Source organism: Ferrimicrobium sp. (genome assembly GCF_027364955.1).
In the GTDB taxonomy this organism is placed as follows: domain Bacteria; phylum Actinomycetota; class Acidimicrobiia; order Acidimicrobiales; family Acidimicrobiaceae; genus Ferrimicrobium.
In genome coordinates this window covers 30,966-55,182 of sequence record NZ_DAHXOI010000004.1, presented here as the reverse complement: position 1 = coordinate 55,182, position 24,217 = coordinate 30,966, and the positions used below count along the sequence as shown (strand labels likewise).

General features: G+C 57.4%; 24 protein-coding genes and 1 other RNA gene. 11 read left to right on the top strand and 14 right to left on the bottom strand.

Annotated elements, in window-relative coordinates:
- Positions 1-13: 13 nt before the first annotated feature.
- Entirely contained in the window at positions 14-667 is a 654-nt protein-coding gene (nth, locus tag M7Q83_RS04040) for an endonuclease III (RefSeq protein WP_298335637.1), read from the bottom strand.
- Between the two features lie 43 nt (positions 668-710).
- On the opposite strand from nth, the gene mshD reads away from it, so the two are divergent.
- From mshD to M7Q83_RS04025, 3 genes are all read left to right on the top strand, one after another.
- Positions 711-1,643 (top strand): mycothiol synthase, encoded by a 933-nt coding sequence (gene mshD / locus M7Q83_RS04035; RefSeq protein WP_298335635.1) that lies wholly within the window; start codon positions 711-713, stop codon positions 1,641-1,643.
- 125 nt (positions 1,644-1,768) lie between these two features.
- Complete coding sequence (locus M7Q83_RS04030) at positions 1,769-1,957, top strand: aminotransferase class V-fold PLP-dependent enzyme (protein WP_298335633.1); 189 nt, start codon at positions 1,769-1,771, stop codon at positions 1,955-1,957.
- A gap of 94 nt (positions 1,958-2,051) precedes the next feature.
- Positions 2,052-2,213 (top strand): hypothetical protein, encoded by a 162-nt coding sequence (locus tag M7Q83_RS04025; protein WP_298335631.1) that lies wholly within the window; start codon positions 2,052-2,054, stop codon positions 2,211-2,213.
- 259 nt (positions 2,214-2,472) lie between these two features.
- On the opposite strand, the gene M7Q83_RS04020 is transcribed toward M7Q83_RS04025, so the two are convergent.
- From M7Q83_RS04020 to M7Q83_RS04010, 3 genes are read right to left on the bottom strand one after another with little or no spacing between them, the layout of a single operon-like run.
- Positions 2,473-2,658 carry a DUF6186 family protein gene (locus M7Q83_RS04020; RefSeq protein ID WP_298335629.1) on the bottom strand — a complete coding sequence of 62 codons (186 nt, stop codon included), beginning with the start codon at positions 2,656-2,658 and terminating at the stop codon, positions 2,473-2,475.
- Positions 2,646-3,083, bottom strand: a complete 438-nt coding sequence (locus M7Q83_RS04015; RefSeq protein ID WP_298335627.1) for a hypothetical protein — start codon at positions 3,081-3,083, stop codon at positions 2,646-2,648. Before M7Q83_RS04015 ends, M7Q83_RS04020 begins: the two co-directional genes overlap by 13 nt.
- 47 nt (positions 3,084-3,130) lie before the next feature.
- A complete protein-coding gene (locus M7Q83_RS04010) occupies positions 3,131-3,661 on the bottom strand; it encodes a hypothetical protein (RefSeq protein WP_298335625.1) in 531 nt (176 codons plus the stop codon).
- A gap of 58 nt (positions 3,662-3,719) precedes the next feature.
- Between M7Q83_RS04010 and M7Q83_RS04005 the strand changes: the two genes are divergently transcribed.
- From M7Q83_RS04005 to M7Q83_RS03995, 3 genes are all read left to right on the top strand, one after another.
- A complete protein-coding gene (locus M7Q83_RS04005) occupies positions 3,720-4,358 on the top strand; it encodes an exonuclease domain-containing protein (RefSeq protein ID WP_298335623.1) in 639 nt (212 codons plus the stop codon).
- Positions 4,355-4,609 (top strand): hypothetical protein, encoded by a 255-nt coding sequence (locus M7Q83_RS04000; RefSeq protein WP_298335621.1) that lies wholly within the window; start codon positions 4,355-4,357, stop codon positions 4,607-4,609. Before M7Q83_RS04005 ends, M7Q83_RS04000 begins: the two co-directional genes overlap by 4 nt.
- 721 nt (positions 4,610-5,330) lie before the next feature.
- Positions 5,331-5,618 carry a hypothetical protein gene (locus M7Q83_RS03995; RefSeq protein ID WP_298335620.1) on the top strand — a complete coding sequence of 96 codons (288 nt, stop codon included), beginning with the start codon at positions 5,331-5,333 and terminating at the stop codon, positions 5,616-5,618.
- On the opposite strand, the gene trpD is transcribed toward M7Q83_RS03995, so the two are convergent.
- From trpD to M7Q83_RS03980, 3 genes are read right to left on the bottom strand one after another with little or no spacing between them, the layout of a single operon-like run.
- Positions 5,595-6,716, bottom strand: coding sequence for an anthranilate phosphoribosyltransferase (gene trpD, locus M7Q83_RS03990; RefSeq protein ID WP_298335618.1), 1,122 nt, complete (start codon positions 6,714-6,716; stop codon positions 5,595-5,597). The genes M7Q83_RS03995 and trpD overlap by 24 nt on opposite strands.
- Before the next feature lie 9 nt (positions 6,717-6,725).
- Complete coding sequence (locus M7Q83_RS03985; RefSeq protein WP_298335616.1) at positions 6,726-9,395, bottom strand: EAL domain-containing protein; 2,670 nt, start codon at positions 9,393-9,395, stop codon at positions 6,726-6,728.
- Positions 9,392-9,625 (bottom strand): hypothetical protein, encoded by a 234-nt coding sequence (locus M7Q83_RS03980; RefSeq protein WP_298335614.1) that lies wholly within the window; start codon positions 9,623-9,625, stop codon positions 9,392-9,394. Before M7Q83_RS03980 ends, M7Q83_RS03985 begins: the two co-directional genes overlap by 4 nt.
- 248 nt (positions 9,626-9,873) lie before the next feature.
- Here M7Q83_RS03980 and M7Q83_RS03975 point away from each other — a divergent pair, with 248 nt between their 5' ends.
- Positions 9,874-12,213, top strand: a complete 2,340-nt coding sequence (locus tag M7Q83_RS03975; protein ID WP_298335613.1) for a diguanylate cyclase — start codon at positions 9,874-9,876, stop codon at positions 12,211-12,213.
- A 166-nt stretch (positions 12,214-12,379) separates the two neighbouring features.
- On the opposite strand, the gene M7Q83_RS03970 is transcribed toward M7Q83_RS03975, so the two are convergent.
- The 4 genes from M7Q83_RS03970 to M7Q83_RS03955 form a co-directional block, all read right to left on the bottom strand.
- Positions 12,380-13,555, bottom strand: a complete 1,176-nt coding sequence (locus tag M7Q83_RS03970; protein WP_298335611.1) for an acyl-CoA dehydrogenase family protein — start codon at positions 13,553-13,555, stop codon at positions 12,380-12,382.
- Positions 13,556-13,624: 69 nt separating this feature from the next.
- On the bottom strand, positions 13,625-14,215 hold the full coding sequence (locus tag M7Q83_RS03965) for a DUF3501 family protein (protein WP_298335609.1): 591 nt from the start codon (positions 14,213-14,215) through the stop codon (positions 13,625-13,627).
- Entirely contained in the window at positions 14,215-15,522 is a 1,308-nt protein-coding gene (locus M7Q83_RS03960) for a heterodisulfide reductase-related iron-sulfur binding cluster (RefSeq protein WP_298335607.1), read from the bottom strand. The genes M7Q83_RS03965 and M7Q83_RS03960 overlap by 1 nt, the downstream gene beginning before the upstream one ends.
- Before the next feature lie 710 nt (positions 15,523-16,232).
- Entirely contained in the window at positions 16,233-16,652 is a 420-nt protein-coding gene (locus M7Q83_RS03955) for a rubrerythrin family protein (RefSeq protein ID WP_298335605.1), read from the bottom strand.
- A gap of 655 nt (positions 16,653-17,307) precedes the next feature.
- Here M7Q83_RS03955 and M7Q83_RS03950 point away from each other — a divergent pair.
- On the top strand, positions 17,308-18,717 hold the full coding sequence (locus M7Q83_RS03950; protein ID WP_298335603.1) for an FGGY family carbohydrate kinase: 1,410 nt from the start codon (positions 17,308-17,310) through the stop codon (positions 18,715-18,717).
- A 113-nt stretch (positions 18,718-18,830) separates the two neighbouring features.
- On the opposite strand, the gene M7Q83_RS03945 is transcribed toward M7Q83_RS03950, so the two are convergent.
- Entirely contained in the window at positions 18,831-19,799 is a 969-nt protein-coding gene (locus tag M7Q83_RS03945; protein ID WP_298335601.1) for a cytochrome c oxidase assembly protein, read from the bottom strand.
- A gap of 176 nt (positions 19,800-19,975) precedes the next feature.
- Here M7Q83_RS03945 and M7Q83_RS03940 point away from each other — a divergent pair, with 176 nt between their 5' ends.
- Both M7Q83_RS03940 and purE read left to right on the top strand, forming a co-directional pair.
- Positions 19,976-21,055, top strand: a complete 1,080-nt coding sequence (locus tag M7Q83_RS03940; RefSeq protein WP_298335599.1) for a 5-(carboxyamino)imidazole ribonucleotide synthase — start codon at positions 19,976-19,978, stop codon at positions 21,053-21,055.
- A complete protein-coding gene (purE, locus tag M7Q83_RS03935; protein WP_298335597.1) occupies positions 21,048-21,536 on the top strand; it encodes a 5-(carboxyamino)imidazole ribonucleotide mutase in 489 nt (162 codons plus the stop codon). Before M7Q83_RS03940 ends, purE begins: the two co-directional genes overlap by 8 nt.
- A 308-nt stretch (positions 21,537-21,844) precedes the next feature.
- Here purE and M7Q83_RS03930 read toward each other — a convergent pair whose 3' ends face one another.
- Positions 21,845-22,468, bottom strand: coding sequence for a GNAT family protein (locus M7Q83_RS03930; protein WP_298335595.1), 624 nt, complete (start codon positions 22,466-22,468; stop codon positions 21,845-21,847).
- A 433-nt stretch (positions 22,469-22,901) separates the two neighbouring features.
- Entirely contained in the window at positions 22,902-23,108 is a 207-nt protein-coding gene (locus tag M7Q83_RS03925; protein ID WP_298335593.1) for a hypothetical protein, read from the bottom strand.
- Positions 23,109-23,196: 88 nt separating this feature from the next.
- On the opposite strand from M7Q83_RS03925, the gene rnpB reads away from it, so the two are divergent.
- An RNA gene (gene rnpB, locus M7Q83_RS03920) (RNase P RNA component class A) lies at positions 23,197-23,542 on the top strand.
- Positions 23,543-24,217 lie beyond the last annotated feature (675 nt).

The window sequence follows — 24,217 nt, the reverse complement described above, 5'->3', positions numbered from 1 at the left end:
CCATCGTGCGAATCTACGAGGAGACACGTACCGACGAGGGCGCGGAATCGCAGTAGGAAGCGAGCTCACAGCGAAAACACGAAGGTGTCTTTGCTCGGCAGATGCGCCTGCCGTGCAGGATGAGTTGCAGCGAGAACGAACCCCACCGATCCTGGGGAACGAGTGTGCAAAGATCCTGTTCGATCGCCTCGGGAGTCTGTGCACTACTCAGACCCAGTCGGCTGGACAGCCGACTGACATGGGTATCGACAGGAAGGCCTGGTAGGCCAAAGTAGACAGACCGGACAACATTGGCCGTCTTGCGGCCTACGCCAGGGAGGGAGATGAGCTCGGACAGATCGCTCGGAACCTCCCCCTCGTACTGGGAAGCAATCCGATCCGCAAGTGCGACCACATGGCTCGCCTTGGTTCGGTAGAAACCAGTCGAGTAGATAAGCTGCGCCACCTCCTCGACCGCCGCCGAACCAAGGGCGTCGGGCGTCGGAAAACGCGCAAAGAGCGGCTGGGTAACCGAGTTCACCACGGCGTCAGTCGTCTGAGCTGAAAGCACCGTAGCAACCAAGAGCTGGAATGGGGTCTCGAAATGGAGCGCGCACAACGTTTTTGCATCGCCTGGGTAAAGGCTAGCAAGTTGCTTGATGATCTGCTCGACCTGTTGTCTTCCCACCGTAGTGACCCTCCCCTACCCTTGCCTACGTTAGCCTAGTACTATGGCTCATCTTGATGTACGCACGCTCAACCCTGACCGCCATCTTTCTTCCATCATCTCGCTGGCGCAAGAGGTTGAAACGGTGGAGCATCATCGAGCACTTGCCGACCACCGCTGGATCGACCTCACCAACCACCATGCAGAGAGCCTCGAATCGCTCGTCGTCGTCGATTTAGACACTGAGGTCGTAGCCGGCATTCTCACCCGTAATGCGACGAACAAGGGAATAGAGTTCGAGCTGGCCATCCGCCCGAGTTACCCTTATGCACTCGTAGTCCAAGAGCTCCTCGATCGAGCGCTGAGCGATTCCACCATACCTACGACCCAACGCGTGAGCCTCTGGATACCCAACCCCAATCAGGAGCGTGACCGCCTCTATCGTAGTCTCGGCTTTCATGCCGATCGCGAAGTACTCCAGATGCGACGAACCCTTCCCTTCGAGGGTCGCTTACGCTCTGAGGCACTCAAGTTCCGAACCTTTCAACCCGGCGTAGACGAGGCCGCCTGGCTTAGCGTCAACAACCGAGCCTTTGAATGGCACCCAGATCAAGGTGACTGGGATCTCGCCACCCTGCGCGAACGAGAGGGTGAGCCGTGGTTCGATCCCAACGGATTCTTTGTCGTCGATGACGGGACTCGCATGCAAGGATTCTGCTGGACCAAGATTCATCACGACTGTCAACCTCCCGTCGGCGAGATCTACGTGATCGCTGTCGATCCAGAGGATGCCGGCAAGGGAATCGGTAAAGCGCTGCTGTTCGAAGGCATGCACTACTTAGGAGAGGTACGCAAACTCTCCTCCATCATGCTCTATGTCGAACGCAGCAACGAGGGTGCCCAAGCGCTCTACCAAAGCTACGGCTTCTCCATTGACCACGCGGACCGCCGCTACGTGCTTTTCCCTTCAACGAACGCGCTGCCAGACGACCACTAGGTCCCCTCTCGCCTGGAGTCCACAAGAACCCGAATCACCATGACGATAGACATCAATATGTCGGTGTTGCCTCTATTAAGCCAAGTGAACCTTATCTCATACAGACTGATCGGGGCATCGAGATCATGAGGGTTGGCGAAGAGGATCTCATCGATGCTATCGGCGCCTCCGTTACCCTGGTCGCTGTATCAGCAGTCCAGAGCGTCAGTGAGCACATTACTGATTTGCAAGCGCTCAAACAGCGGACCAAGCAAACTGGAGCTATGGTGGCAGTGGATGCCACGCAGGCCGCCGGCTGGCTTCCTCTCTCTTGACGGCCTCGATGCCATCGTCAGTTCCGGCTACAAATGGCTATTGTCCCCTCGTCACACGGCCTAGCTCGCGCGCTCCCAACGTCTTGGGGCCATGATGAAGCCGCTCTATGCGAACTGGTGTGCCGGTGACAGTATCGCCAACTCCTACTACGGAACTCAACTCCATCTCGCCAAGAGCGCCGCAAGGACCCCTCTCCTGCGTGGCTGTCGTGGATCGGAGCAGGAGAGTCCCTTGCACTCATCGATCATCGCGTGATCAGCGCAATGCATGACCACGGCGTCGCTCTCACCGCCGAACTTCTCACTCGGCTCGACCAACCTCTGCCGAAGAGGGCCACAGCGATCGCCTCGCTCAAGCTAGTACTGCCCATCGACCAAACCTTCCTTCCCATGACGGTATCCCTGTGGAGAGGCATCCTGCACTACGACGTTCGATCCCAGGCAGGGCAATGGTAGATCCTCGTCCGCTCGGATAGGACAATGCCATGGTCCTATCAGGATGTCCTGAGAACCTCCTAGCGCACGAGAAAGTGCCAGCCGACCCAAGCCCATCCGAGGGTCAAGGCAATCGCTCCAATCGGCCGCGAGCGCAGGGCTGCGACGAGATCACACAGTCGATGCCCTCGGATGTGAGTAACCACTGCCGTCACCAGCAGGCCCGTCGCGATGAACGCCCAGATCGCTAAACTTAGGCTCCGCATATCGCCAACCAGACGCCAAGACCGAGCCAGGCAATAAAAAGAATCACCCGTGCCTCAATACCGTAACCGAGCGCGCCATTGATGATCGATGAGATCGTCGGATGGGAGGGCCGCGCACCACCAAACAGGTTCAATAGCTCAAATGTGAGTACCGCCAAGGCCGCGAGCGACCACGTCCATACTGCCACCCTATCGAAGGAGTGTGGAGCTTCGTGTTGCACCTTACGATAGAAGACAACGATAACCACCGCAATGGCGATACCCGTCAGCACCTCAGCTCGGCGGGTAAAGGTATGGCTCAGCGCTTCTAGATACGTCCATGTGAGCCCAAAGGCTCCACCTGCAAGTAACAAAATGGTGTGTCGCAGCCCAATGAGGCGCCTCGCACCACCTGCGAGTAGTCGAATGAAACGCCTCAGCCTCATGAGTAGCTTTGCTCCACCTGCGAGTAATTGGATGGAGCGTCGCAGCCTCATGCGTCGCTTCGCACCAACTTGGAGCGCATCAAAGCAAGTCCAACGACGGTTGTTCCAAGCGCCACGAGGGAGAACACCATGGGCACAAACCCATCAGCGTGGTGTAGCACCAGAAAGCCCAAGAGGACAAGGAGCGCAGGAAGAATGAGGACTCCGCGCATTCGATAACCTAGTTGATGGAGCCGTGCTGCGTCATAGGCCGCGATCCGCCCCTCAAGTTCGAGATCAAAGCCAGACAGACAACCAGCGGACCCCGCCGCTGCACAGTTGGCGCACTGTGCGCCACAGCTATCAGTGACGTCGGGCTCACCCTTGGCCCTTGAACCGATCACAACAGCCGCACCAACAATGAGTCCGGCGACGAGTCCACCAAGCGCGACCATCATGGCATCGAGCCCCAAGAGTTTCAGACAAAGGGAGATCATGCCGGCAAAGAACGCTCCGATTGCAATCGCCCAGACAAACCTGACAAGCACCATCCGATGATAGAACGCACTGGCTTGGTGTTTGCTAAAAGATTGGGTCACGTGAGTTATTCTACCTCCCGGATCCTGTTGTCAGAAACCCGACGTAGGATGATGGATCATGGGCATCGCGACCACTCATGCCGCTCTTCATCCCGCAACGACACAATTACAAGCGACGACGTTCGTTATCGTCGATACCGAGACCACTGGTGGATCTGCAAACTATCACCACCTGACTGAGGTGGCTGCGCTCAAGGTCTGTGGCGGACACGTCATTGGCCACCTTCGATCGCTCATAGTGAACCGCTTGCCCATCCCCGCCATGATCGTGACGCTCACCGGTATCACTGATGCGATGTGTTGCGTCGCACCGGAAGAGATAGAGGTCCTAGGGGCCTTTACCTCCTTTGTCGGCGACGCAACCCTTGTGGGCCACAACCTGCGCTTCGACCTGAGTTTTCTTAACGCTGCCCTCTCCCGTTGGCATGCTCCCGCGCTCAACGGTCCAACGATCGACACCCTGAGCCTCGCACGTCGTCTACTCCGGGGCGAGGTCGAGAACTTTAAACTCGCGACGCTTGCAGAGTACTTGGGCCTTCGTCGACCAACTCATCGAGCCCTTGCCGACGTACTAACCACGACCGACCTCCTCCACGAACTCATCGGTCGCCTCGGCAGCATGGGCGTCACCACACTTGAAGATCTCGAACACTTTTCCACACCAAAATCATCCCGTCATGATCTGACCCGTACATGAACGACGCGCTTGCTCTGGAGAAGGCCGATTCCTTTGAACCGTTCTTTGGAGCGCCGATTCCCATCACGAACCTCACCGAGTTCGCTGGTTGGCCAGCTGGCTGCGCACATGAAGTCAACAGAGGAGAGGGAGCTGGAGGTAACCGCGCTCGCAGGTACTGGTTTCCTCCCTTTGGTCGCACCAACACCTTCGCATTTGGTCCGATTCCGGTCACTAACAACCTCCGGTTTGGTGTTACCGCGAACCCATAGGATCTCAAGCGAACGCCGGGACGGTCGAGTGGCGGCAACGGTGGCTGTCCAAATGGTACCCCTGGCCCATACCGACGATGGCGGTAGCTCGATCAAGATTCTGATGTCATGCTGGGGCTTGGTTGGTCTCGAGGTCTCTCGATGGAGGGCACCCTCCCCGAACATCTCGCAGGAAGGTGGATCGGTCGAGGAGGGGTTGATACTGAGATCTAAGGCGGACGATGCAGATCACGTAGCCTCTAGGAACCTCGCATTAAAGATCGAAGATCGCCAGATCAACCGGTTCACTCCCTATACGGAAGTGAAGAAGATCCTTGACGCGAGATTCCTACACCGAATGAAAAATCGGAATATCCCAGTGGATGTCGAGGCTACCGCTCACGGCAGGACTCCAAGAATATCACGACAACCCAAGTTGGAGGTGGTGGGAGGTGTACAACCACCGACTCGCCTTAGTTCTGTCCCATTGGGTGGGGCAGAACATAAGAAGGCGTCTTACAAACGAAGTGGACCAGGTACGAGGGGCCTTCCGATATCAATGTGTATGTGCCTCGGAGCGGAACCCATCAACACAACGCGTCTTGCACTAAGCGAACTGTTATCAGACACATCTAGTGGCAAGGTTATAGCAATCGCTTGACGGTGATCCTTAGGTCTCGGTATCAATGGGTGTGGCACTTAGAAAATAAACCAGTGAGAATGAAAAGGAAGACCTGTTCGAATGGCTACGTACGAGCAAGCGGTCGGGAACCAGACGACTCACGAAGTAACGGCCCTACGCTGGTCAACCGACTCCACAACGGCGTACCGATTCCTGGTCGATCTTGGTACCGAAGGAGCGCTTATTTCAGACGATCCCCTTTTCAACACCTGGGTCATCAGCCATTGTCCACCAACGATGAACTTTCAGCAATCGCCTCGATCCTCGTCAATCGCCGTTCCCACAAAGAACGATCTCGTCATCGCCAACGACCGCATGCATCCGCTATCCAGGCTGGCGCGCCACTAAGTCATCGAGATACGCCCCTGCGCGTCCACTTGTGAGCGTCAGTATGGCACGATCAACCCCTTCGGCGATGGTGGTCACCAGGTCAGCGGCGTAGAGGGCTGCACCCGCATTGAAGGCCACGAGGTCGCGTCGCGCGTCGCAGATACGTCCATGTAAGATGTCGTGAAGAATATTAGCATTCTCTTTTGCGTCTCCGCCCTGAAGCATCGCTAGGTTCGTTGGCTCAAAACCGTAGTCGTTTGGCTCAATGACATAGGAATCCACCTCGTGCCCAGCTCGTACCTCCCATACACGAGTCGGCGCCGTCAGACTCACCTCGTCCATGCCATCGTCGCCAGAGACGATCAGGGCATGCTGCGAACCCAACGCAAGAAGCACATTTGCCATCGTTGGCGCCAAACTTCGGTCAAACACACCGACTAACTGATACCGCGCACGCCCGGGATTGACAAGAGGTCCAAGAAAGTTGAAGGCGGTGGGAATCCCAAGGGCACGTCGAATCGGTGCAACCGCCGCCATCGCGGGATGAAAGCGAGTTGCTAAGGCAAAACCAAATCCCGTCGTCTCCACCATATGAGCGACCTCAGCAGCATCGAGACCAACATTGATACCAAGTTGCTCGAGGACATCAGCTGAACCAGTCTTCGAACTCGCAGCACGGCCACCATGCTTGAGCACCCGAGCACCAGCGGCACTCGCCAGCAGGCCCGCCGCGGTCGAAACATTGATCGTCCCTTGGCGATCTCCACCCGTTCCGCAAGTATCGAGGATCTCGCCATTGACAGGAACGGCGACCATATGAGAGCCCATCGCTCGGGCAAAACCGAGTAACTCCTCAACCGACTCCTCTCGTTGACGAAGCAACACCAAAACGCCTGCAATGATCGGAGCCGGTACCGCACCATCGAAGACGACTTCAAGCATCTGATGCGCCTCGCTCTCGCTGAGCCGTTCCCCTTGCATAAGGCGGGCAAGAAGCGCAGACCAAGCGAGATCAGTGCCCGGATCGGTCACAGGAGTAGACGGTCGCGCCGGTACTCCAGTTGGCGTAGCAAGGGTCGAAGCGGCATCAGGATGCGACATCATGGGATCAGGCATGTGCCTATGCTAGACGCGGGTGTTGGAGGACTCATCTCTCCCAAGAAGCTTTAGCAGAGCTGCTTCGCGGAGCGGTCGAGCAAGATGAAAACCCTGGACCTCGGGCACGCCGAGCTCTTTTAAGACGTCAAGACAAGCTTGGTCACCCACCCCCTCTGCCACCACAGAGATGCCGAGCTCTTTCGCGAGTGCTGCGAGACCGGCAACCAATCCCCGGTCGCCACCGGAGCCGAGGTCTTTGACGAACTGCCGGTCGATCTTGACAATATCCACCGGCATGATCTGCAGATGACGAAACGACGACGTTCCGACTCCGAAATCATCCAATGCAATCAAGAAACCTTCACTCTTGAGGCGGCGCATCATACGGGCGATCCGGTCAATCAGCAGATCAGAGAGCTCCGTCTCTGTCAACTCGATGACCACCATGTCACGTGGAATGCCGAGCCGATCAGCTAACTGGCAAAAATCCTTTACCGTCCGTCCCTCAGCAGCATTCACACCGCTCAAATTGATAGAAAGACGCATCTGACCAGCCAGCCCCGCTGAACGCCAACGTGCAAAACGCATCATCGCTTCCGCACGAACAAAGGCATCGAGCTGGTCCATCAGACGATACTGAAGCGCAAGCGACAGGAATCGACCTGGCAACAGGAGGCCTTCGGTGGGGTGCTGCCATCGCACCAAGGTCTCCGCTCCTGTGACCGACCCGCTCTGGGTATCAAAAAGCGGTTGGAACCGCAGTAGCAGAGCACCACCGCGTTCATCTCCACGCAACACGCGTACCAAATCCGGACCTAGTTCGATCTCTACCGCATCTTGGGTACCGCGATGCAAGTGCAGGAGATCAGGGCGCCGGCGTGAGAACTTGTCCTGATACATCGCCGAATCAGCGACGGACATCAACTGGTCCAGATCGACCGTCGTCGTGGATCCCGTCGCCATCCCGACCGCGGCGGTCACCCGTAGCTCAATCGTCCCAACCGCTACCGGGTTGAAGGAGATCGCCGCTGCGAGGCGATCCGCCAGCTGGCGAATCACCCTGATCGAATCCATCCCAATGACAAGTACGGCAAACTCATCGCCACCGATTCTGCCAACGACATCGAGTGGGCGCACGCTCGTGCGAATGCGATTCGCTACCTCATTGAGTACTCGATCACCAATCGCATGACCAAACTGATCGTTGACAACCTTAAGACCGTCAACGTCAATAAAGAGAACTCCGACTAGCCTCTCCTCGCCATCGTCAAAGTAGGCGTTAGCATGCTCAAAAAACCCCGCACGATTGTTGAGCCCCGTCAAGGGGTCCATATGTGCTAATTGGCGCACTCGCCGGCGCTCCACGTTGCGTTCTTGAATGTCGCGAACAGCCAGCAAGGTGCCAGTGACGCCAGAGGCTGCATCAACAAAACGACGCCGATAGGACTCCGTCACAAACGTTGATCCGTCCAGTCGCAGGCGTTCCTCTTCTTCCACCTGTGCGCCCTGATCGGAGAGGGTCCTCAAAGGCTTACTTTCAAATTGGGAGGCCAGCATTCCGCGCAACGAGACGTTCTCTTCGCCTCCATGCAACCGCGCAAAGGCTCGGTTATGGAGGGCAATCACCTCCTCGTCGTCAACCAAAGCCACCCCGTCTGGCATAAAATCCAACACCTGTGATGCAAGCGCAGATCGCTCCTGACCGGCAACCACGAAACTGAGGGTCTGTCGTTGGGCCACGATCGCACCTGCGAACCGGGCAAGCTCGCGAACGGTCTGGAAATCTCGGAGAGAAAATCGATAGGGTGAAGGGCTAAAAACGGCAATCAGTGCGACCAATGTCCCAGTCGTATCCACAATCGGAACGACAACCGCTGAGTCGTTCTCCGTCTCGCCTCGAATCGATGCGATGGCCTCCTCGTCCGTGGTTGTCCGATCCGCTAATGAGCCGATCAGCACCGCTTCCCCAGTGGTTCCGACCCAGGCGAGCAACCCACTGTGACGGTCGATGATGTCACCAGGCTGACGCATCGTCTCGCCAACGGCTGCCGAAACCCAGGTGGCATTTGGACGGACCTCAACCACCAACGCGCTATGAGCGCCGGTGAGGAGGCGAGCCTCGCGTCCGAACTGCATCCAAGGGACAGCGGTATCATTGACGCTTAGCAAGCCCTCTAAGAGACGCTGATTGGTTCGAACGCGTCGATTCAGCCAACGCCTCGACCGTTCCTGAGCATAGCTCTCGCCCGCGACCCGAACAGCTGGCGCAGCCTGCTCAAGCAGTCGGTAATCGTCAATCGATAGTTGCTCCAAGTCGATCATCGCAAGCATCAACGACTCACCAAGGCGCAGCAGCGTGAGCGAGGTTCCACGGATACGAAGCAACCAATTGTCGGTCCCTCCAGCGACGAACGGTGGAGGCTCAAGACCGACAAAATCAGCAAACTCCTTGCCGCGCTCAGCTACAACGAGCCGTAACCGTCCGAAACCGGGCTCAACTTCCATGACGGTGATCGGTGTTGCAAAGCGCTCATACAGGACATCCAAGAGCTCGAGCAGGACCCCACGTGAACCGAGATCACCTGCCAGGATGCGTGAAATGCTGCGCATCAACGCGGCGTCGGGCGGCGCACTCACCGGGGGTAGATTCGCAACAGAGGCGCCAATAACCGGGAAGTGATTGGCGTCTAGGCTCACCGCAACCGCATCCGTTCCTGCGAGACCGCACCCTTCATCGGCGCGTATTGTCCAAAAGAAAACCCGGATATGCGCAAGAAACTCACCCCAGCAAACGCACCGTCGCTCGACGAATCGCCACCTGGAGTACCGGCACCCAATGGAAAACGGTACCGCCCGGCGAGACGGTTAAACCGCGCCTCAAGCGAACCGACCGTACGCAGCGTCAGCATCGGACGCCGTTGACACACAAGGCACCTACCACGAGAAATACCCAAGCGACCTATGCAGCAACAAACCCACCACGACCACGATCCTAGCAACAATTACCACTCCTTGTGTGCAGACCATAGAGATTTGCCCAAGAAATCTTCAACGTGCGTTGATCACCTGCAAAACCGAATGCGCAAAACACCTGCGGGTTCTTGTTGCTAAACTAGGTTTGAATCACGACCCAAGGAGCCATCGTTGGAAGTAGATTACTCTATGGATGCATGCGGTGGGAATCGTGTCCGAATCTAGCTATGTCTTTCGAGAGATCTCGGCGATCATTGGGTCAAGTGAGACGCTTGAGCAACGGATCGCGCGGCTCAAGGAACTCTGCATTACGTGCTTTGATCAATCACAGTTCGTCGAAGGATTCGAGTGCACCGACCCAGAGAGCTTCACCACACTCGCCCTGAACCAGCTGCGCGGCTTTCAACTCATCGTTCCACAGGATCGCACTCGCGGCACAAAGGAGTGGGACACCGCGCTCGCGCAGGCCTTCGTCAACGCCTACGCGCTCTTGATGCACCAGCTCCAGGTTGAGCTTGACCAAAGCGGCGCCCTCCTCGAAGTCCACGCTACCAATCAGATGATTATGGCCCTACTGGGGTTAGACAAAGGTACGGCCGACTGGCAACGCGTCACAGAGGGAATTCTCGAACGGCTCTTTGGGGCCGAGGCGCACGTGTTTGCGCTCGCTGACGCGCCTACCACCTCACCAATTGCCGCCTGGGCGGCCAAAGTAGGTCAGAATTTACACTTTACTGACCTGTTAGTCCATGGCGTAACCATTATTGAGAGGGATATGCCGATGCGCTCCGTCTTAGTAGCCATTGACCGTGCAGCCGGATATGGAATGACAGTGAGTTCCACTACCGTACGCAGTTTCGATGCCACGAAGCTCGCCGTGCTCCAGGATTGCCTAAGCATTTATATCGCCGGCATTGCACTCTTCGGACATTTTCAACAGCAGCAGAATGAAGCTTCTCTTGCCTCATCGATCCTCTCAAACATTGATATCGGAGTTCTTGGTGTCAACGAGGGCGGTAGAGTCGTCTTGGCAAATCGCCAAGCGGGTGAACTCCTAGGCCATAGCCCCAGCGAACTCGTACGATCGCCGACTCCACTCATCGTCAGCCAGTTCGAAGAATACTTCTCGCTGCTCGGATCCCTACCCACGCCCTGGCTCACCACGAATGCGCTGCTACGAAAGCGGAGTGGCAAACCACAACCAGCATCACTCTCCATCCGTCGTATCGAGACAGAACGCGATGTCAGCTACCGGTATCTCATCACCCTGGTCGACACCACACGCTCGCACTTAGAGCTTGAGGAGTGGCGCTGGCATGCCACGCATGACCCACTCACAGGGCTCTTGAATCGCAATGGGCTTGCTGGCGAGCTCCAACAACTCACCCATGCGTCGGTGATGGTGCTCTTCTTGGACATCAACCGTTTTAAAATCATCAACGACCTCCTTGGTCATCGAGGTGGTGATCGAGTAATAACGACCGTTGCTCAACGCCTCATCGCCGGTGCCAAACCAACCGACATCGTTGCCCGAGTGGGTGGTGATGAGTTTGTCGTCATTGGAGCGGTGAATACACCGTTCCGGGGACTCAAACGCGTCGCCCAACGTATCGTTGAGGCTATCACCTCCCAGCCTGTCGACATTGGGGACCGGCAGCTAGCCGTGTCGGTCTCCGTCGGCGCTGCCCTCGAGACCTTCCACGGCAGTATCGATGCGCTCCTGGATCGCGCTGACCATACCATGTACATCGCCAAACAAGAGGGGCAAAACTTACGCATTGCCCATGGTGACGACGAGAGGTTCACTGTCGATACCCAACTCACCGACCCGAACCTCTTCGACTTCCTCCGTGCCCGTGACGCTAGCCAAGTCGCCGCCGTTGAGATGCCTTGGGTGCGACTCGCCGACGGAGAATTGGCTGGAGTTGACCTTTCGCTCACGTGGCAGGAACCTATCCAAGAGACACCACGCGACTACGCGATGCGCAACCACCTTCGCGATGAGTACAACTGGCTACTTGTGCACCATCTCCTTCGACGTCAAGCGGTTCGCGGACCCTTTGGAGTCTCACCGCTGATGCCCAACCAGTACTTCATCAACAGGATCGAGCGCCTTTGTCAAACTGGGTACCTGAATCCACAAAAAGTACAACTCGTCTTTCGATCGATTGAACTCGCTACCAATGAGGCGTTGGAGAAGGCGAGCACTATCGCAGGACATGCCCAGCGACTCGGCATCAACGTCGCCCTACGTTGGCGCTCAGGGGAAGGGGGCGAGGTCACAAGCCTTGCCAAACTCCGTCCCGACCAGGTGCAGATCGATGTGAGCGATTGGGCCAATCGCCCAACGAACGCGCGAACGATTCAAGCCATTGCCGCCTTTGTAAACGCGCTCGAAACCCAGGTCGCCTTCTTGCACCCAACCGCAAAATTTGTCGCGCAGTTACAAGCTCACCAACTACGCGAACTCCTACCAGGTGCGCTCTTGGAAGGCCTAACCGGGATCGCACGAGAACCTGACGAGCGAACTACGCCGGACTGAGCACACGCTGGTCTCATTGGCCTTGACCCAACACGACTACTCTTGCAGCCTGGCTTGCGTCATGGCTTGGATGTTGCACCTGTATGCGTCAGGCTCCATGGCTGAACAGGTGCGTAGCTGCAACAACACAAGGATTGCAGCCTCGCACGCATCCATTAGCTAACGATCAGTCCCACCAAAGGTCACCCCTCAGCACACCCTGACCGATCAGACCAAGTTGAACCTGGGTGGTTCCTTCCACAATGGTCAACTGTTTTGCATCGCGATAATACATCTCCGTTGGATGGTCCTGCATGTACCCAGCAGCGCCGAGCAGCTGTACCGCAAGGGATGAGGCACGGACTGCCATCTCTGTGGCGTAGTACTTTGACATGGAGAGGAAGGGAACAAACTCGCGAGTGAACTCACCTCGATCGGCCATCCAGGCCGCCCGGTACGTCAGCAGTCGAGCCGCCTCGATCTCCGTGGCCATCTTAGCGATCTCCCATTGAATCCCTTGAAAGTCGGCAATGGCATGGCCAAATGCGCCGCGTTCTTTGACGTAGTTCACCGCATACATGAGCGCACCCTCAGCGAGCCCAAGACCGCGAGCGGCCACAATAGGACGCATGGAGTTCAACCCGAGCATGGCAAGACGAAAGCCACCGACCTCGCCGATCACATTCTCCCCTGGTACGTGCACCGACTCAAGCAACAGCTCACCGGTGTCAACTCCCTTGACCCCCATCTTTTTATCGACCCGGGGCACCGATACACCCTCAGTGCTACGGTCGACGATGAAGGCGGTAATCGAATCATGACGCCGAGAGTTGGGATCTCCCGTCTTGGCAAAGACGGTATACCAGTCTGCTTGGGCAACACCGGAGATCCATACCTTAGAGCCTGAGAGTATCCACCCTCCCTCGACGTCGGGGTCGGGCACCGCACTCGTACGCATGCCGGCTACATCCGAGCCTGCCCCAACCTCCGAGAGTCCGAAGGAAGCACGCTGCTCACCACGGGCGATACCGGGGAGATAGCGTCGCTTTTGCTCCTCGGAACCCGCGATCATGACCGGACCGGTGGGGAGTCTGGAGAGTAACAGCATCAACGCGGCAGTATTGGAGTACTTGGCGACCTCCTCGATCGCAATCGTCAGGCCAAGTATGCCCGCACCTGAGCCTTCGTATGCTTCGGGAATGCAGAGTCCAAAAAGTCCTGTAGCACCAAAAAGTTCGAAGAGGTCCTGGGGATACTCTCCGGTAAGGTCAATCTCCCGGGCTCGTGGAGCTACCTTCTCTTTCGCCAACTTACGCACCGTATCGCGAAGTTGGGCGAGATCGTCATCGAACTCGAAGTCCACCGGGCACCTCCCTTAACCATGGTTGTGAACACTTGTGGTCGGTGCATCATGCACCCACCACTGCCGAACTCAGCCTATTTGCCAGTCTGCTGCGAGCGACCGCTTGAGTTCATCTCCGAGAACCGTCTCAGCCTCATAGGCAGGATGGTGGACGAACAGACGCACTTGGCGGTCCACAAAAGAGGTAGCCGCCCTCTCGGGAAGCGAGAAACGCAGATAATGGACGGATGCAGTGACGTCGGAACGAGAGAGCTGTTCGGCATGGGCTGGGTCAATCGTCCCCGGCACGCCCACCTCATCGACCATCAGTTCGAGCGAACGCTCTACGCCAGCTAGCTTTGGCAACCATTCTTCGAGTTCTGCCTTGGAGGTCAGCTCAACAAACAGCGTCGCGACAAGTTCATGTTCTCGAGGTATGAGCTCGTTATAGACATCAAGCTCGGCTTGGATATCCTCATCTCGCATCATGCGTTCCGCTCTGGCCATCTCCTGCACCTGAAAACGCATCGTCGCCTTATTCTCGAAGACGACGGAGATCATGGTTCCGAGTGACACGCGGCGTACTCGCTTGAGGTCAATCACCTCTTGGCGCATCTCGGCACGAACCTTCTCATAGGCGCGTAGATCCAAAATGTCGTTCACGGTGAGCGTTCGCATCATCAATTTCCTTTCAAGGGAGGTTGGGTTTCAAGACCCATTAACTTTCTTACCAGCGAAATCGGGTGTTCGACCCTGACGCCCAGCGCCTCATCGATGGCGGTGTTGGCCAAGTGGCAATCTCCGACGATCGTGGTCGCCTTCGTTTTGGCGATCTGGTCGGCCAAGGATGCGGACATCCGTAGCGAGGAGGTGGCGTTCTCGCTCCGGTAGCCCCAGGTTCCATCGATGCCGGAGCACTTTGCAACAACCCGGACTTTAACTCCAAGCTTTTTCAGCAGGTCGCGCCCTTTGAGCCCTACGTTTTGGGCTTGCGTGTGGCAGGCTGCGTGAAACACTACCTCCTCGTCAAGTTCAACGTTGCCCAACGTCATCGAGCGATCTTTACGCATAAGATTCACCAAATACTCGCTCGGATCAAAGGTGTGCTGCGAAACTCGCTCCGCCTGCTCACCCGGTACGTAGATGGGGTAGTCTCGCTTGACCACATAGGCGCACGTTGGCTGCGAGACGATGATGTCTTTGCCTTGTCGCACGACCTCATCGAGTCGTTCGACATTCGCTCGCGCCTGTCGAGTGAACTCATCGACATTACCCTGGTGCAACCAGGGGGCCCCACAACACTTGACACCTTCAGGTAGCGAGCAGGCGATGTCCTGACTCTCGTAGACGGTGGTCACATCAGCACCGATCTGGGGGGCCATATATTCGATGAAACAGGTCGGAAAAATAGCCACCGTTGCCCGTGGCGCACTGATGAATCGAGGCAGCCGATCCTTGAACCAACGGGAGAAACGAACCTTGCCATAGGAGGGGAGCAGGCGTTGGCTCGACACGCCAGCGACTTGCTCCATGACTCTGCGAATACCTGTGTTCGGGCGCGAGACGATCGGATTCACTACCCCTGACAACGCCTGATTCAGGGCACCGACGGTGTCCGTGCGCGCCAGCACCTGATCGGTGACACGACTCCGAAGATCTCGCTGATGATTGGCGGTACGGACCGCCTGTGCGCGCAACATCAGTCGCGGAAAATCAAGCGCCCATTCGTGCGGCGGGATATAGGGGCACTTGACGTAGCAGATCTTGCAACCAAAGCAGGCATCCACCACGGCATCCTGTTCGGTCGGGGTCAAATCAGCATGCTGTTGATCCTTGGAATCAACGAAGTTAAATAACATTGGAAATGAGTCACAGTAGTTGAAACACATGCGACACCCATGGCAGAGTTCAAAAACCCGGCCGAGTTCCTCACGTAGATCCCCTTCGTCATAGTACTTTGGCTCACTCGGGTCATAGGTTGTCGTCATCTGTTCCTACCTCATCTTCATCTCTCTGGATCATGGTTATGAACGCCATGGAGACACCTATCACGGGGTGCCACCTTGCATCGTAGCCCTGCCAAGAACGATCCGCCGTTGCAACCTGCAACTCATGATCGCGGCCCACCGGTGTACGACAGCATGGCTGGCTCGTACCCGTTTCGTGCCTATCAGTTTCACGAAGGCTTATCTCCTCACCGCGATCTAACCGTACACAACCCAGGAGCACCGGCCGTCTTGATTCGGCCAGCTTGATCAGGTCACGACGACCAATTCATCCTTCGGGGCGACTCCGTCTCTTTTGGCCATGGTCACGATGCAGACCTTTCATCTTGCGCGCAGACGAATCACCTCATTGGCGAGCACTACCGCGCTTCTGCAGTGTGCCAATCACCCAAGAGGGCTTCGAATCACGGGACGACCCAACGTCTAGTTCAGTGGCTGCCCACCCAGCTGAACAGCCTCGCAGTCTGCACTGTGCCAACCATTCCAACCAAGGGAGCAGCCAGAACCCTCCGTCAATCGAGGCACCTTTGACCGCTATTGCAAGAGCTGACATGCTGGCGACCGCTGGCAGGGATCGGCATCACCCTATCGATGAACGATGATCCGAGCCCCACCAACACGTCTACGCCGTCCCAATCTGTCAACGGTGCCTGCCCAAGATTCTCAGGCAGACCTCAACAGATCAAGTCCGATTATGAGATCGACTCGAGTCCCTGGCCAAAGCGCCCGGCATGGCTCTTCTCTGCACGAGCAAGAACCTCAAACCACTCTGCTACCTCGACAAAACCCTCATCGCGAGCCGTGCGGGCAAAACCTGGGTACATCTCGGTGTACTCATAGGTCTCTCCTTCGATCGCGGAACGAAGGTTGTCCTCAGTTGCCCCCACCTTCGCACCGGTGACAGGGTCACCTACTTCAGCGAGGAAATCGAAGTGACCGAAGGCATGTCCAGTCTCACCCTCGGCCACCGAGCGGAACAGCGCGGCAACGTCGGGGTAGCCTTCGACATCGGCCTTCTGGGCAAAATAGAGATAACGTCGATTCGCTTGGCTCTCACCAGCGAACGCCTCCTTCAAATTTTCGGCGGTCTTTGACGTCTTCAGCTCAGCCATGAACTTCCTTTCCTGTCTCTCGTAGCAAGCCGGCCTCGAGTGTCGCTGCACCGACGGCCAGTATTGACAATCAGCATGTTGTATGACCAGCTCCATGCCCATGAGGGCGGCATCATCTAGAACCATTCCACCTTTGGAGATTGTCAAAACACGCTGACCGCTCCATCCTAGTCTTGACGAGAACTCTCTCACCCGCCTGGTAGGCGATGTTCATCTCAACGTCCGTGACCACCGAAGTTGGCCCCTCATGAAGCAGGTGTCGTAACCTCTGATGACAAAGCAATCCCCACCAAGCCACATAGGTGCTAAGTTGGCACGATGACCCAAGGAGCCCTATCCAACACCCGCATCATGATCAGCCCCACTGCTGGTATGTCGATCGAAAAAAACCGCTGGGAACGATGAGCCACCCCCTCGCCTGCATCATCCCCAACCACAAGACAGCCTCCACCGACGAATCGACCGGGCCTCCACTCATGGGCCCCTATTGGGACCCGAGGAGACCCTCTCGACTGACCACACCACGACAACCTCGCGACCAGCCAGTTCCTGACCTCCAGCACAGCGGTACTGTCGTTACCCCCCAGTTGGATGGTGCCCCGATCTCATTTGGCCAACCCGAACCGGGTGTTGCTGAAGGAATCGAGGTTCGGCGATGACAACAGTGGCGGTCCTCGATGTTGGCTCGAGTTCACTACGGGCCTCGCTCGTCGATGAAAGCTTGGCGGTACTTGCCAGCTACGCGACCCCCCTGCAACTCCTACGTGAAGGCACGGCGAACGTGACCTTTGATCCGATGGAGATGCTGCATCGATGTCAACAACTGCTGGGCAAGGTCGCCTCTGCTGGTTCCTTTGATCGCATCGCGATCACGAATCAACGATCCAGCGCCATAGCCTTTGAGCGCAACCGACCTCGAGCGATCGGGATGGCAATTAGTTGGGAGGACTTACGAACTGCAAGTCAGTGTCTCGCCCTTTCGCGCGCAGGTGCCGCATTCGCCCCCAATCAATCCGCAACCAAGTTCGCCTGGCTCTTGGATCGCTATGGATCTGAATACCCTGATCTCATGGTCGGCACAATCGATACCTGGCTGACCTTCGCCCTTACTGAAGGCAGGGTGCTCGCTACCGATGCCACGAACGCAGCGATGACCGGCTTAGTCGACTCCTCTGGCGTCCGTTGGGATACCTCCAAGCTGGAGCTACTGGGGATGAGCATCGACAACCTTGCACCGATCATCGATGTCGTCGCCAATCGCGGTGACTACGTAACGGCAAATGGTCCAGCCTCCATCATGGTCACGCTCGCAGATCAGCAGGCCTCACTCGCTGGCCAACGCGCGAAGGCGAAGGTCACCCTTGGAACCTCCGCGGTAGCCGACGTCGACCTGGCCGAGGACACCCCTCGCTATGATCGTCGAGGCCCTCAGGGTACCTTTCCGATCATCACCGCCACCGCATCAGGACGCGCCACCTTTGGACTCGAGGCCTTCTGGATGAACGCAGGCTCGGCCATTGGCTGGCTCGTGCGCAATGGGCTCTTGAACAGCCCCGATGACTCCGAACAGGTCGCAGCCAAGGCGATACCCGAGGCGATCCCCACCGTCGTGCCAGCTCACTCAGGAATTGGTGCTCCGATCTGGGACTTTGGTGGTCGGTGTGTCATCGCCAACCTAGCCCCCACTGCCGGTCGACCGGAAATCGTCCATGGATTCCTTCTCGGCATCGCCTGCGCCGCCGCCGACCTTATCGGAGCGCTCACCCACGACAGCAGTGCACGACTGGAATCAATCGGCCTCGATGGCAAGGTCGCCTCGAACACCATCGTCGCCTCCGCTCTCGCAGCGCTTACCCCACAACCTCTCGTACTCTCTCCCAGCCCTGAGGCGACAACCCTCGGAGCAGCGCGTCTTGCGCTCGGCATCCCACGAGAAGCTCTCCCGAGAGGGCGTATCGTCGAGCCTGGAGACACCGCCTTCTTGGCGCACTACTACGAGCAGTATCATCAGGGTTTGGAGTTAGCTCGAGAGGCACTGCCTGCGCTCAGCAGGGTCTCGTTCTAGCAGGGTCTCGCCGCCAAAGTGCAACGGACGTTCACAGCCGCGAGCGATGCTCTACGTTGACGGACGGCCCCTTGAACCCGGTATGCAGACACCGCACGGTGCGCGACGAGAGTCTAAACCGGCCGCGAATTGTTGTCGTAGTTCGCTACCGATGGAGTCGGCCGAGCCACGCGGACTCGCCGAAGGACAAAACTACGGAAGGTATCGGTGATATTGTTCTCACCACGCTCTTCATCGGTGAGCGCATCACGCAGAACATAGATCCCAGCAATAAACCACGGCACCGCACCAAAGACCCAGAGAATGCCGGCAGCGATCTGCTGATCAGCCAAGAGCGACATGGTGCGATAGGTACCCATCGCCCAGTCAAAGGCTGAGTACCAAGCACCCGACGATAGCCCCAGTAGGATTGCTAGCAGCATGCACGACATCGAGACCGAAGCGATGTGAGCGAACCTCAGAATGCCATTTTCGTGATAACGGCGCCGTCCCTGATCGATCGCGACGTACCACATGAAGACACCAGCGAAGAAGAAGGAGAACATCATCAGCTCCATCCTCCCCGACGACTGCATCGCCCAATCAAAGGGACCAGGGACGTGCCAGATCCACATGGCGCTATCGAATGCGATCACCGCCGCCCACGGCGAGCTGACCACTCGCGCGAAGCGCGCTACACGATCATGAGAAGCAAGTCCTCGGTACCCCCGCCGCATGCGTTCCATCAGTGGAGCTGGAACTCCTTCGGCCATCTCTGCCCAAGGATCGGAGATAATCAGGAAGGGTGGGGCAAATACCATGAGGTCGAGGTGCCAAATCATGTGCACCCACTGATAGACCATCGCCCACGTTGGAATCGGCGAGAAGAAACCTACCACCATGAAAACATTCGCGATCAACATGGCAAGCGCCCTGCGCTCATAACCCGCCCGAATCTCCGGTGACATCTGGGTGCGCATACGACGAATGTGTCCCCGCCAGTAGGCAGCGATAGGCAGCCCACAAAGAATGACCGCGTACCAATCGACGTGCCAGTTATCAACGACGTAGCCGAGAACTGAACCCGCCTTCACAATGACCATCGACATCGCCATTAGGTACACGTGCAAACCCAACCTCTCAACCCGTTTACCTTGTAGGCTAGCAGACTCGCAAACGTTAGGTTCGAACCTACTCAACAACGAAAGGTCCCACCCTGAATGTATGCAGGCATCTTTGATAACTACCATTCCGCACCGCTAGATCGAGCAGGTCAACGATGACCACGCCACGCATTGGCGTCATTGGCGGGGGACAGCTTGCTCGTATGCTCTTTGGCGCAGCCCTCGATCTCGACCTTGCGATCTCATTCCTGGTGCGCCCGGGCGACGAAGGTATCGTAGGCCAAGCCGCCAACGTCACTGTCGACGAGCTGAACCTTGCCTCGCTCGAACGCTTTGCAAGCCAAGTCGACATCCTCACCTTTGAACACGAGTTGACTCCCGTCGACGCCCTCAAGGAACTCGAACAGCGAGGTATTTGTCTCCGGCCATCTGCTGACACAATGGCCATTGCTGCCAACAAGCTGGCCCAGCGAGAGCTCTTCCAACGGCTCAAACTCCCGATCCCCCGTTTTGTCAAGTTGAATGCTGACACCGTCTTTGAACTGCCCTGTATCGCGAAAGCGATCGCCGGCGGCTATGACGGTCGTGGTGTCCGTTGGATCAACGAACCCGCAGAACTCGATACTCTCGTCGTGAGTGATACCCCCTGGCTCCTTGAGGAACTCCTCGAAGTGGACACGGAGATCGCGGTGCTCACCGTCTCCACGCCCGAAGGAGACATCACGACCTATCCACCAGTGCGAACAATCCAACGCGACGGTATCTGTGTGGAGGTGCAGTGGCCATCTGGAGCAACCGACGAACTCGAGGGTAGGGCACGGGCAATCGCCACCGCGATCGCCCGTGAATTGGCCTACGTCGGCGTCTTGGCCGTCGAGTTCTTCGTAGTCGCCGGCAAGCTGTACGTGAATGAGATTGCTCCCCGAGTACATAACAGTGGCCACATGACGATCGAAGCGGCTTCGACATCACAGTTCGAGAACCACCTCCGTGCGATCGCTGGACTTCCGCTGGGTCCTACCAACTTCACCACACCCGCAACGATGGTGAACCTATTAGGGAAGCTCGGGCCGCTCGAGGCCTACGAACCGCCACCGAACACCCGCCTCCATCTCTATGGCAAAGAGGGTCGACCAGAACGCAAGGTCGGCCATGTAACTGCGACGGCGGCAACCGTCGCCGAGGCCGCGCAGCTCGCCCATCGAGCCAGAGATAAGATCTGCATCCATGAGTAATGCGCATATCGCAATCGTGATGGGATCGGACTCCGACTACTCGGTGATGTCCCAAGCGGTAGAGGTCTGTAACGCCTTTGCGCTCCCCTACCACGCACAGGTCCTCTCCGCACATCGCACCCCACACGATATGCTCGACTTCGCAACCACTGCAGCCGAAAAAGGCTACAAAGTGATCATCGCGGGTGCTGGTGGCGCGGCCCACCTGCCTGGGATGCTCGCAGCAGCCACCGTTTTGCCAGTCATCGGGGTGCCCATTCGCCTTGCGAACCTCGAGGGCCTTGACTCCCTTCTCTCCATCGTGCAGATGCCCCGTGGAGTACCAGTCGCAACCGTAGGAATCAACAATGCGGCCAACGCAGCGCTCCTCGCCATCCGCATTCTTGCGACCAGTGACCCCATACTCGCAGAGCAAATGGAGCACTATCTCAAGACGAACGCCGAGGCATCACGCAATAAGACGCTGCCGTTGACGCCTTAAAGACCTGGGGGGACCCGGACCTCACAATCTCCGCACCAGACCCCTGCCAGGGGATGTCTGCACAAGCCCATTGCACCAGATGGAACCTGTATCCCTGGGAGAGTTTCCCATCGCACCATAGAAATTGCGCCATCAAAGAGGCCTACCATCATGCCTCGCACGTTGTGGCGACAGGCCCAAAATCAACCCGAATGACGAAAGGAGCAACATTCGCACACGGCAGGGTTACCAGCGCAAAGTCGTGCAATCCGAAGTATTGTCTACACCCTGACTACATCCTGGCCCGGAACCAGGGACCGTCACTGCGCTCAGTCGCGAGCCTTAGCCAGAAGTTGTGCACCTGCGCTTGACGGCCAATCCTGGCCACGCATTCGCCACTGACGCTCGACCCCGACCTCCCCAGGCGCTTCAGGCTCACGTTGGCACGAACCGATGATGGCATATCCAAGGCGCTGGGGTACCCCAGCGCTCGCATGGTTGGCCTCATCATGGTGAATCTCAACCCGATCAACACCTGGGACGGAGAAGGCCGCTTCAGTAAGAAGAGCGGCAGCTAGGGTCGCGACCCCTCGACGGGTGTACCGAACATCGACCCAGTATCCGATCTCAAGTGCACCTTTACCCACTCGGGCATGAAGACCAAAGCAACCCAGGAACGGGTGCTCGTCATTACATGGAATGTAAATTGCCTCGGTAACGAGTTCTCCGCCTCGCCGTGTCTGAGCTGCAACCAGCTCCTCAGCCATTTCTTGGGTGTAGTCAGTTGCCGCCCACGGCATCCATGGTCGCAGGTGGGCCTGAGAGGCAGTGACCGCCTCAAAGAGTCGCGGAACGTCACTCTCCTCGATGAGACGGCATCGAAGCCAACCAGCACTCTGCATCTCAGGTAACGCAAACTGAAACCCTTCGCTACTGTCTCGGTCCGACATCATTCATTCACCTTCCCCAAAGAGTTACGTTTGCCAACAAAACATGTCCTGCCACCACCTCGGCGACACCAATTCAGTCCCCTGCCTTGTAGAACCGCCAGGGAGACCTCCGTCAACACCCGACTTCACGACACGATCTATCTATAATCACCATCGGGACAATCACCATCGGGACAATCGAGCTGACGCTCTCTCTTCCCACTGGTGATTGGAGTGACTCCGAGACAGTGATGAGACAGAGAGAACTCCACGGCCTAGTTTTGCGCTTGCGCCAGCTGGTAGAGGACCGTACACGAACCTCTTGGGCTAAGGGCTCACCATGGCAGAGCGCAGTCCGACCCCCGTTGGAGCCAGCGCAATCCACCTCAATCGTGTATCCACCAAGTCAGCCTTCAGAACACCTCCCATACGATGGGGCAAGCACCCAGGGAGTGAACTACTGCTGAGAGTGATAGATCGGCGAGCCGACCGGTGCCCCAGCGTATCCATTCACCGTGTGGCCAACGGCAGGATACTGCCAGGAGCGCTCTCCAAGAGATCCTTGCTGGGCGAGCACTCCGCCGATCATCACGATCACAATGATCGCGATCAACACCAATAATGCCGCAATCGGCTTTGGAATCTTATGGATCTCGGTGTCCACTACTCCCCACCTTCCCTTGGTTGCACGGACCCAAGTATAGGCAACGATGGGCCAGATGGCAAACTCGACGATCTAGCATGGACAGGACGAAGGGGATCGGGTGATCGCGGAGCGAAAGCTCTGAGGAAGGTCGGGGCTCCATAGGGCAGGATGCTGGCTAACGGCCAGTCGGGGTGACTCGCAGGAAAGTGCAACAGAGAACAGACCGCCGTCGGTTGTCAGCAGCAATGCTTGACCCAACGGTAAGGGTGAAACGGTGCGGTAAGAGCGCACCAGCAGCTTCGGTGACGAAGTTGGCTCGGCAAACCCCATCCGGAGCAAGGCCAAATTTGAGTTAGGGCTGCCCGTCCGTTACGACTCGTGGTAGGCCGCATAGATGGATGATCACCCAAGCGCAAGCTGGACAGAACCCCGCCTACAGATCCCCTTCGTCCTCGGCCACGAGCAACGCGCCGCACTCCTCGCATGGTGGCAAGGCTGACGGATTCGATGCGACCCTCCCGCGCAGCGCACTGGAGAGGGCCATATGGCAATTACCACAGTAACCACCATGCACCAGTGCGAGCGCTGGCCGTACCCCTCGCTCATGGGCGGCTCTGATCAGCTGGGCAGTAGGTTCGGGTAACTGAGCAATCAACGCATTGAGCTCAGTCAGTTTTGCCTCACTCTCGGCCATCAGCTCGCCGCGAAGTCGCTCCTGATCATCTAACAGGGTAGCGTAACTGGCTCGTTTGAGTTCGAGTTCGGCAACCGCATCCGCGAGTTTGACCTTGCGCTCCTCGGACTCCTCCATCAACTCAAGTTCGGCCTCTTCGACCGCATCGAGCTTGCCTTGCAGCACCTCGGTCTCATGCTCGATCTGGGTTACTTGACGATAATCACGCGCACCCTCTGCGGCCCGAACCCGGTGGAGTCGAGCCGCCAGATCAGCCTGTTCAGCTGCTAGCTCCTCGGCTCGCGCAGTTGCGGCCACCTCAGCAGCTTCGAGGCTCCGGACCTGCTCTTCGAGTCGGGAAATACTCTGCTTGGCCTCCCTTCGCGCATCACGCAACCCGGGTGCCTCTAGGGCTGAACCGGTGCGCTGTAACTCCGTCTCCAACTGAACGACT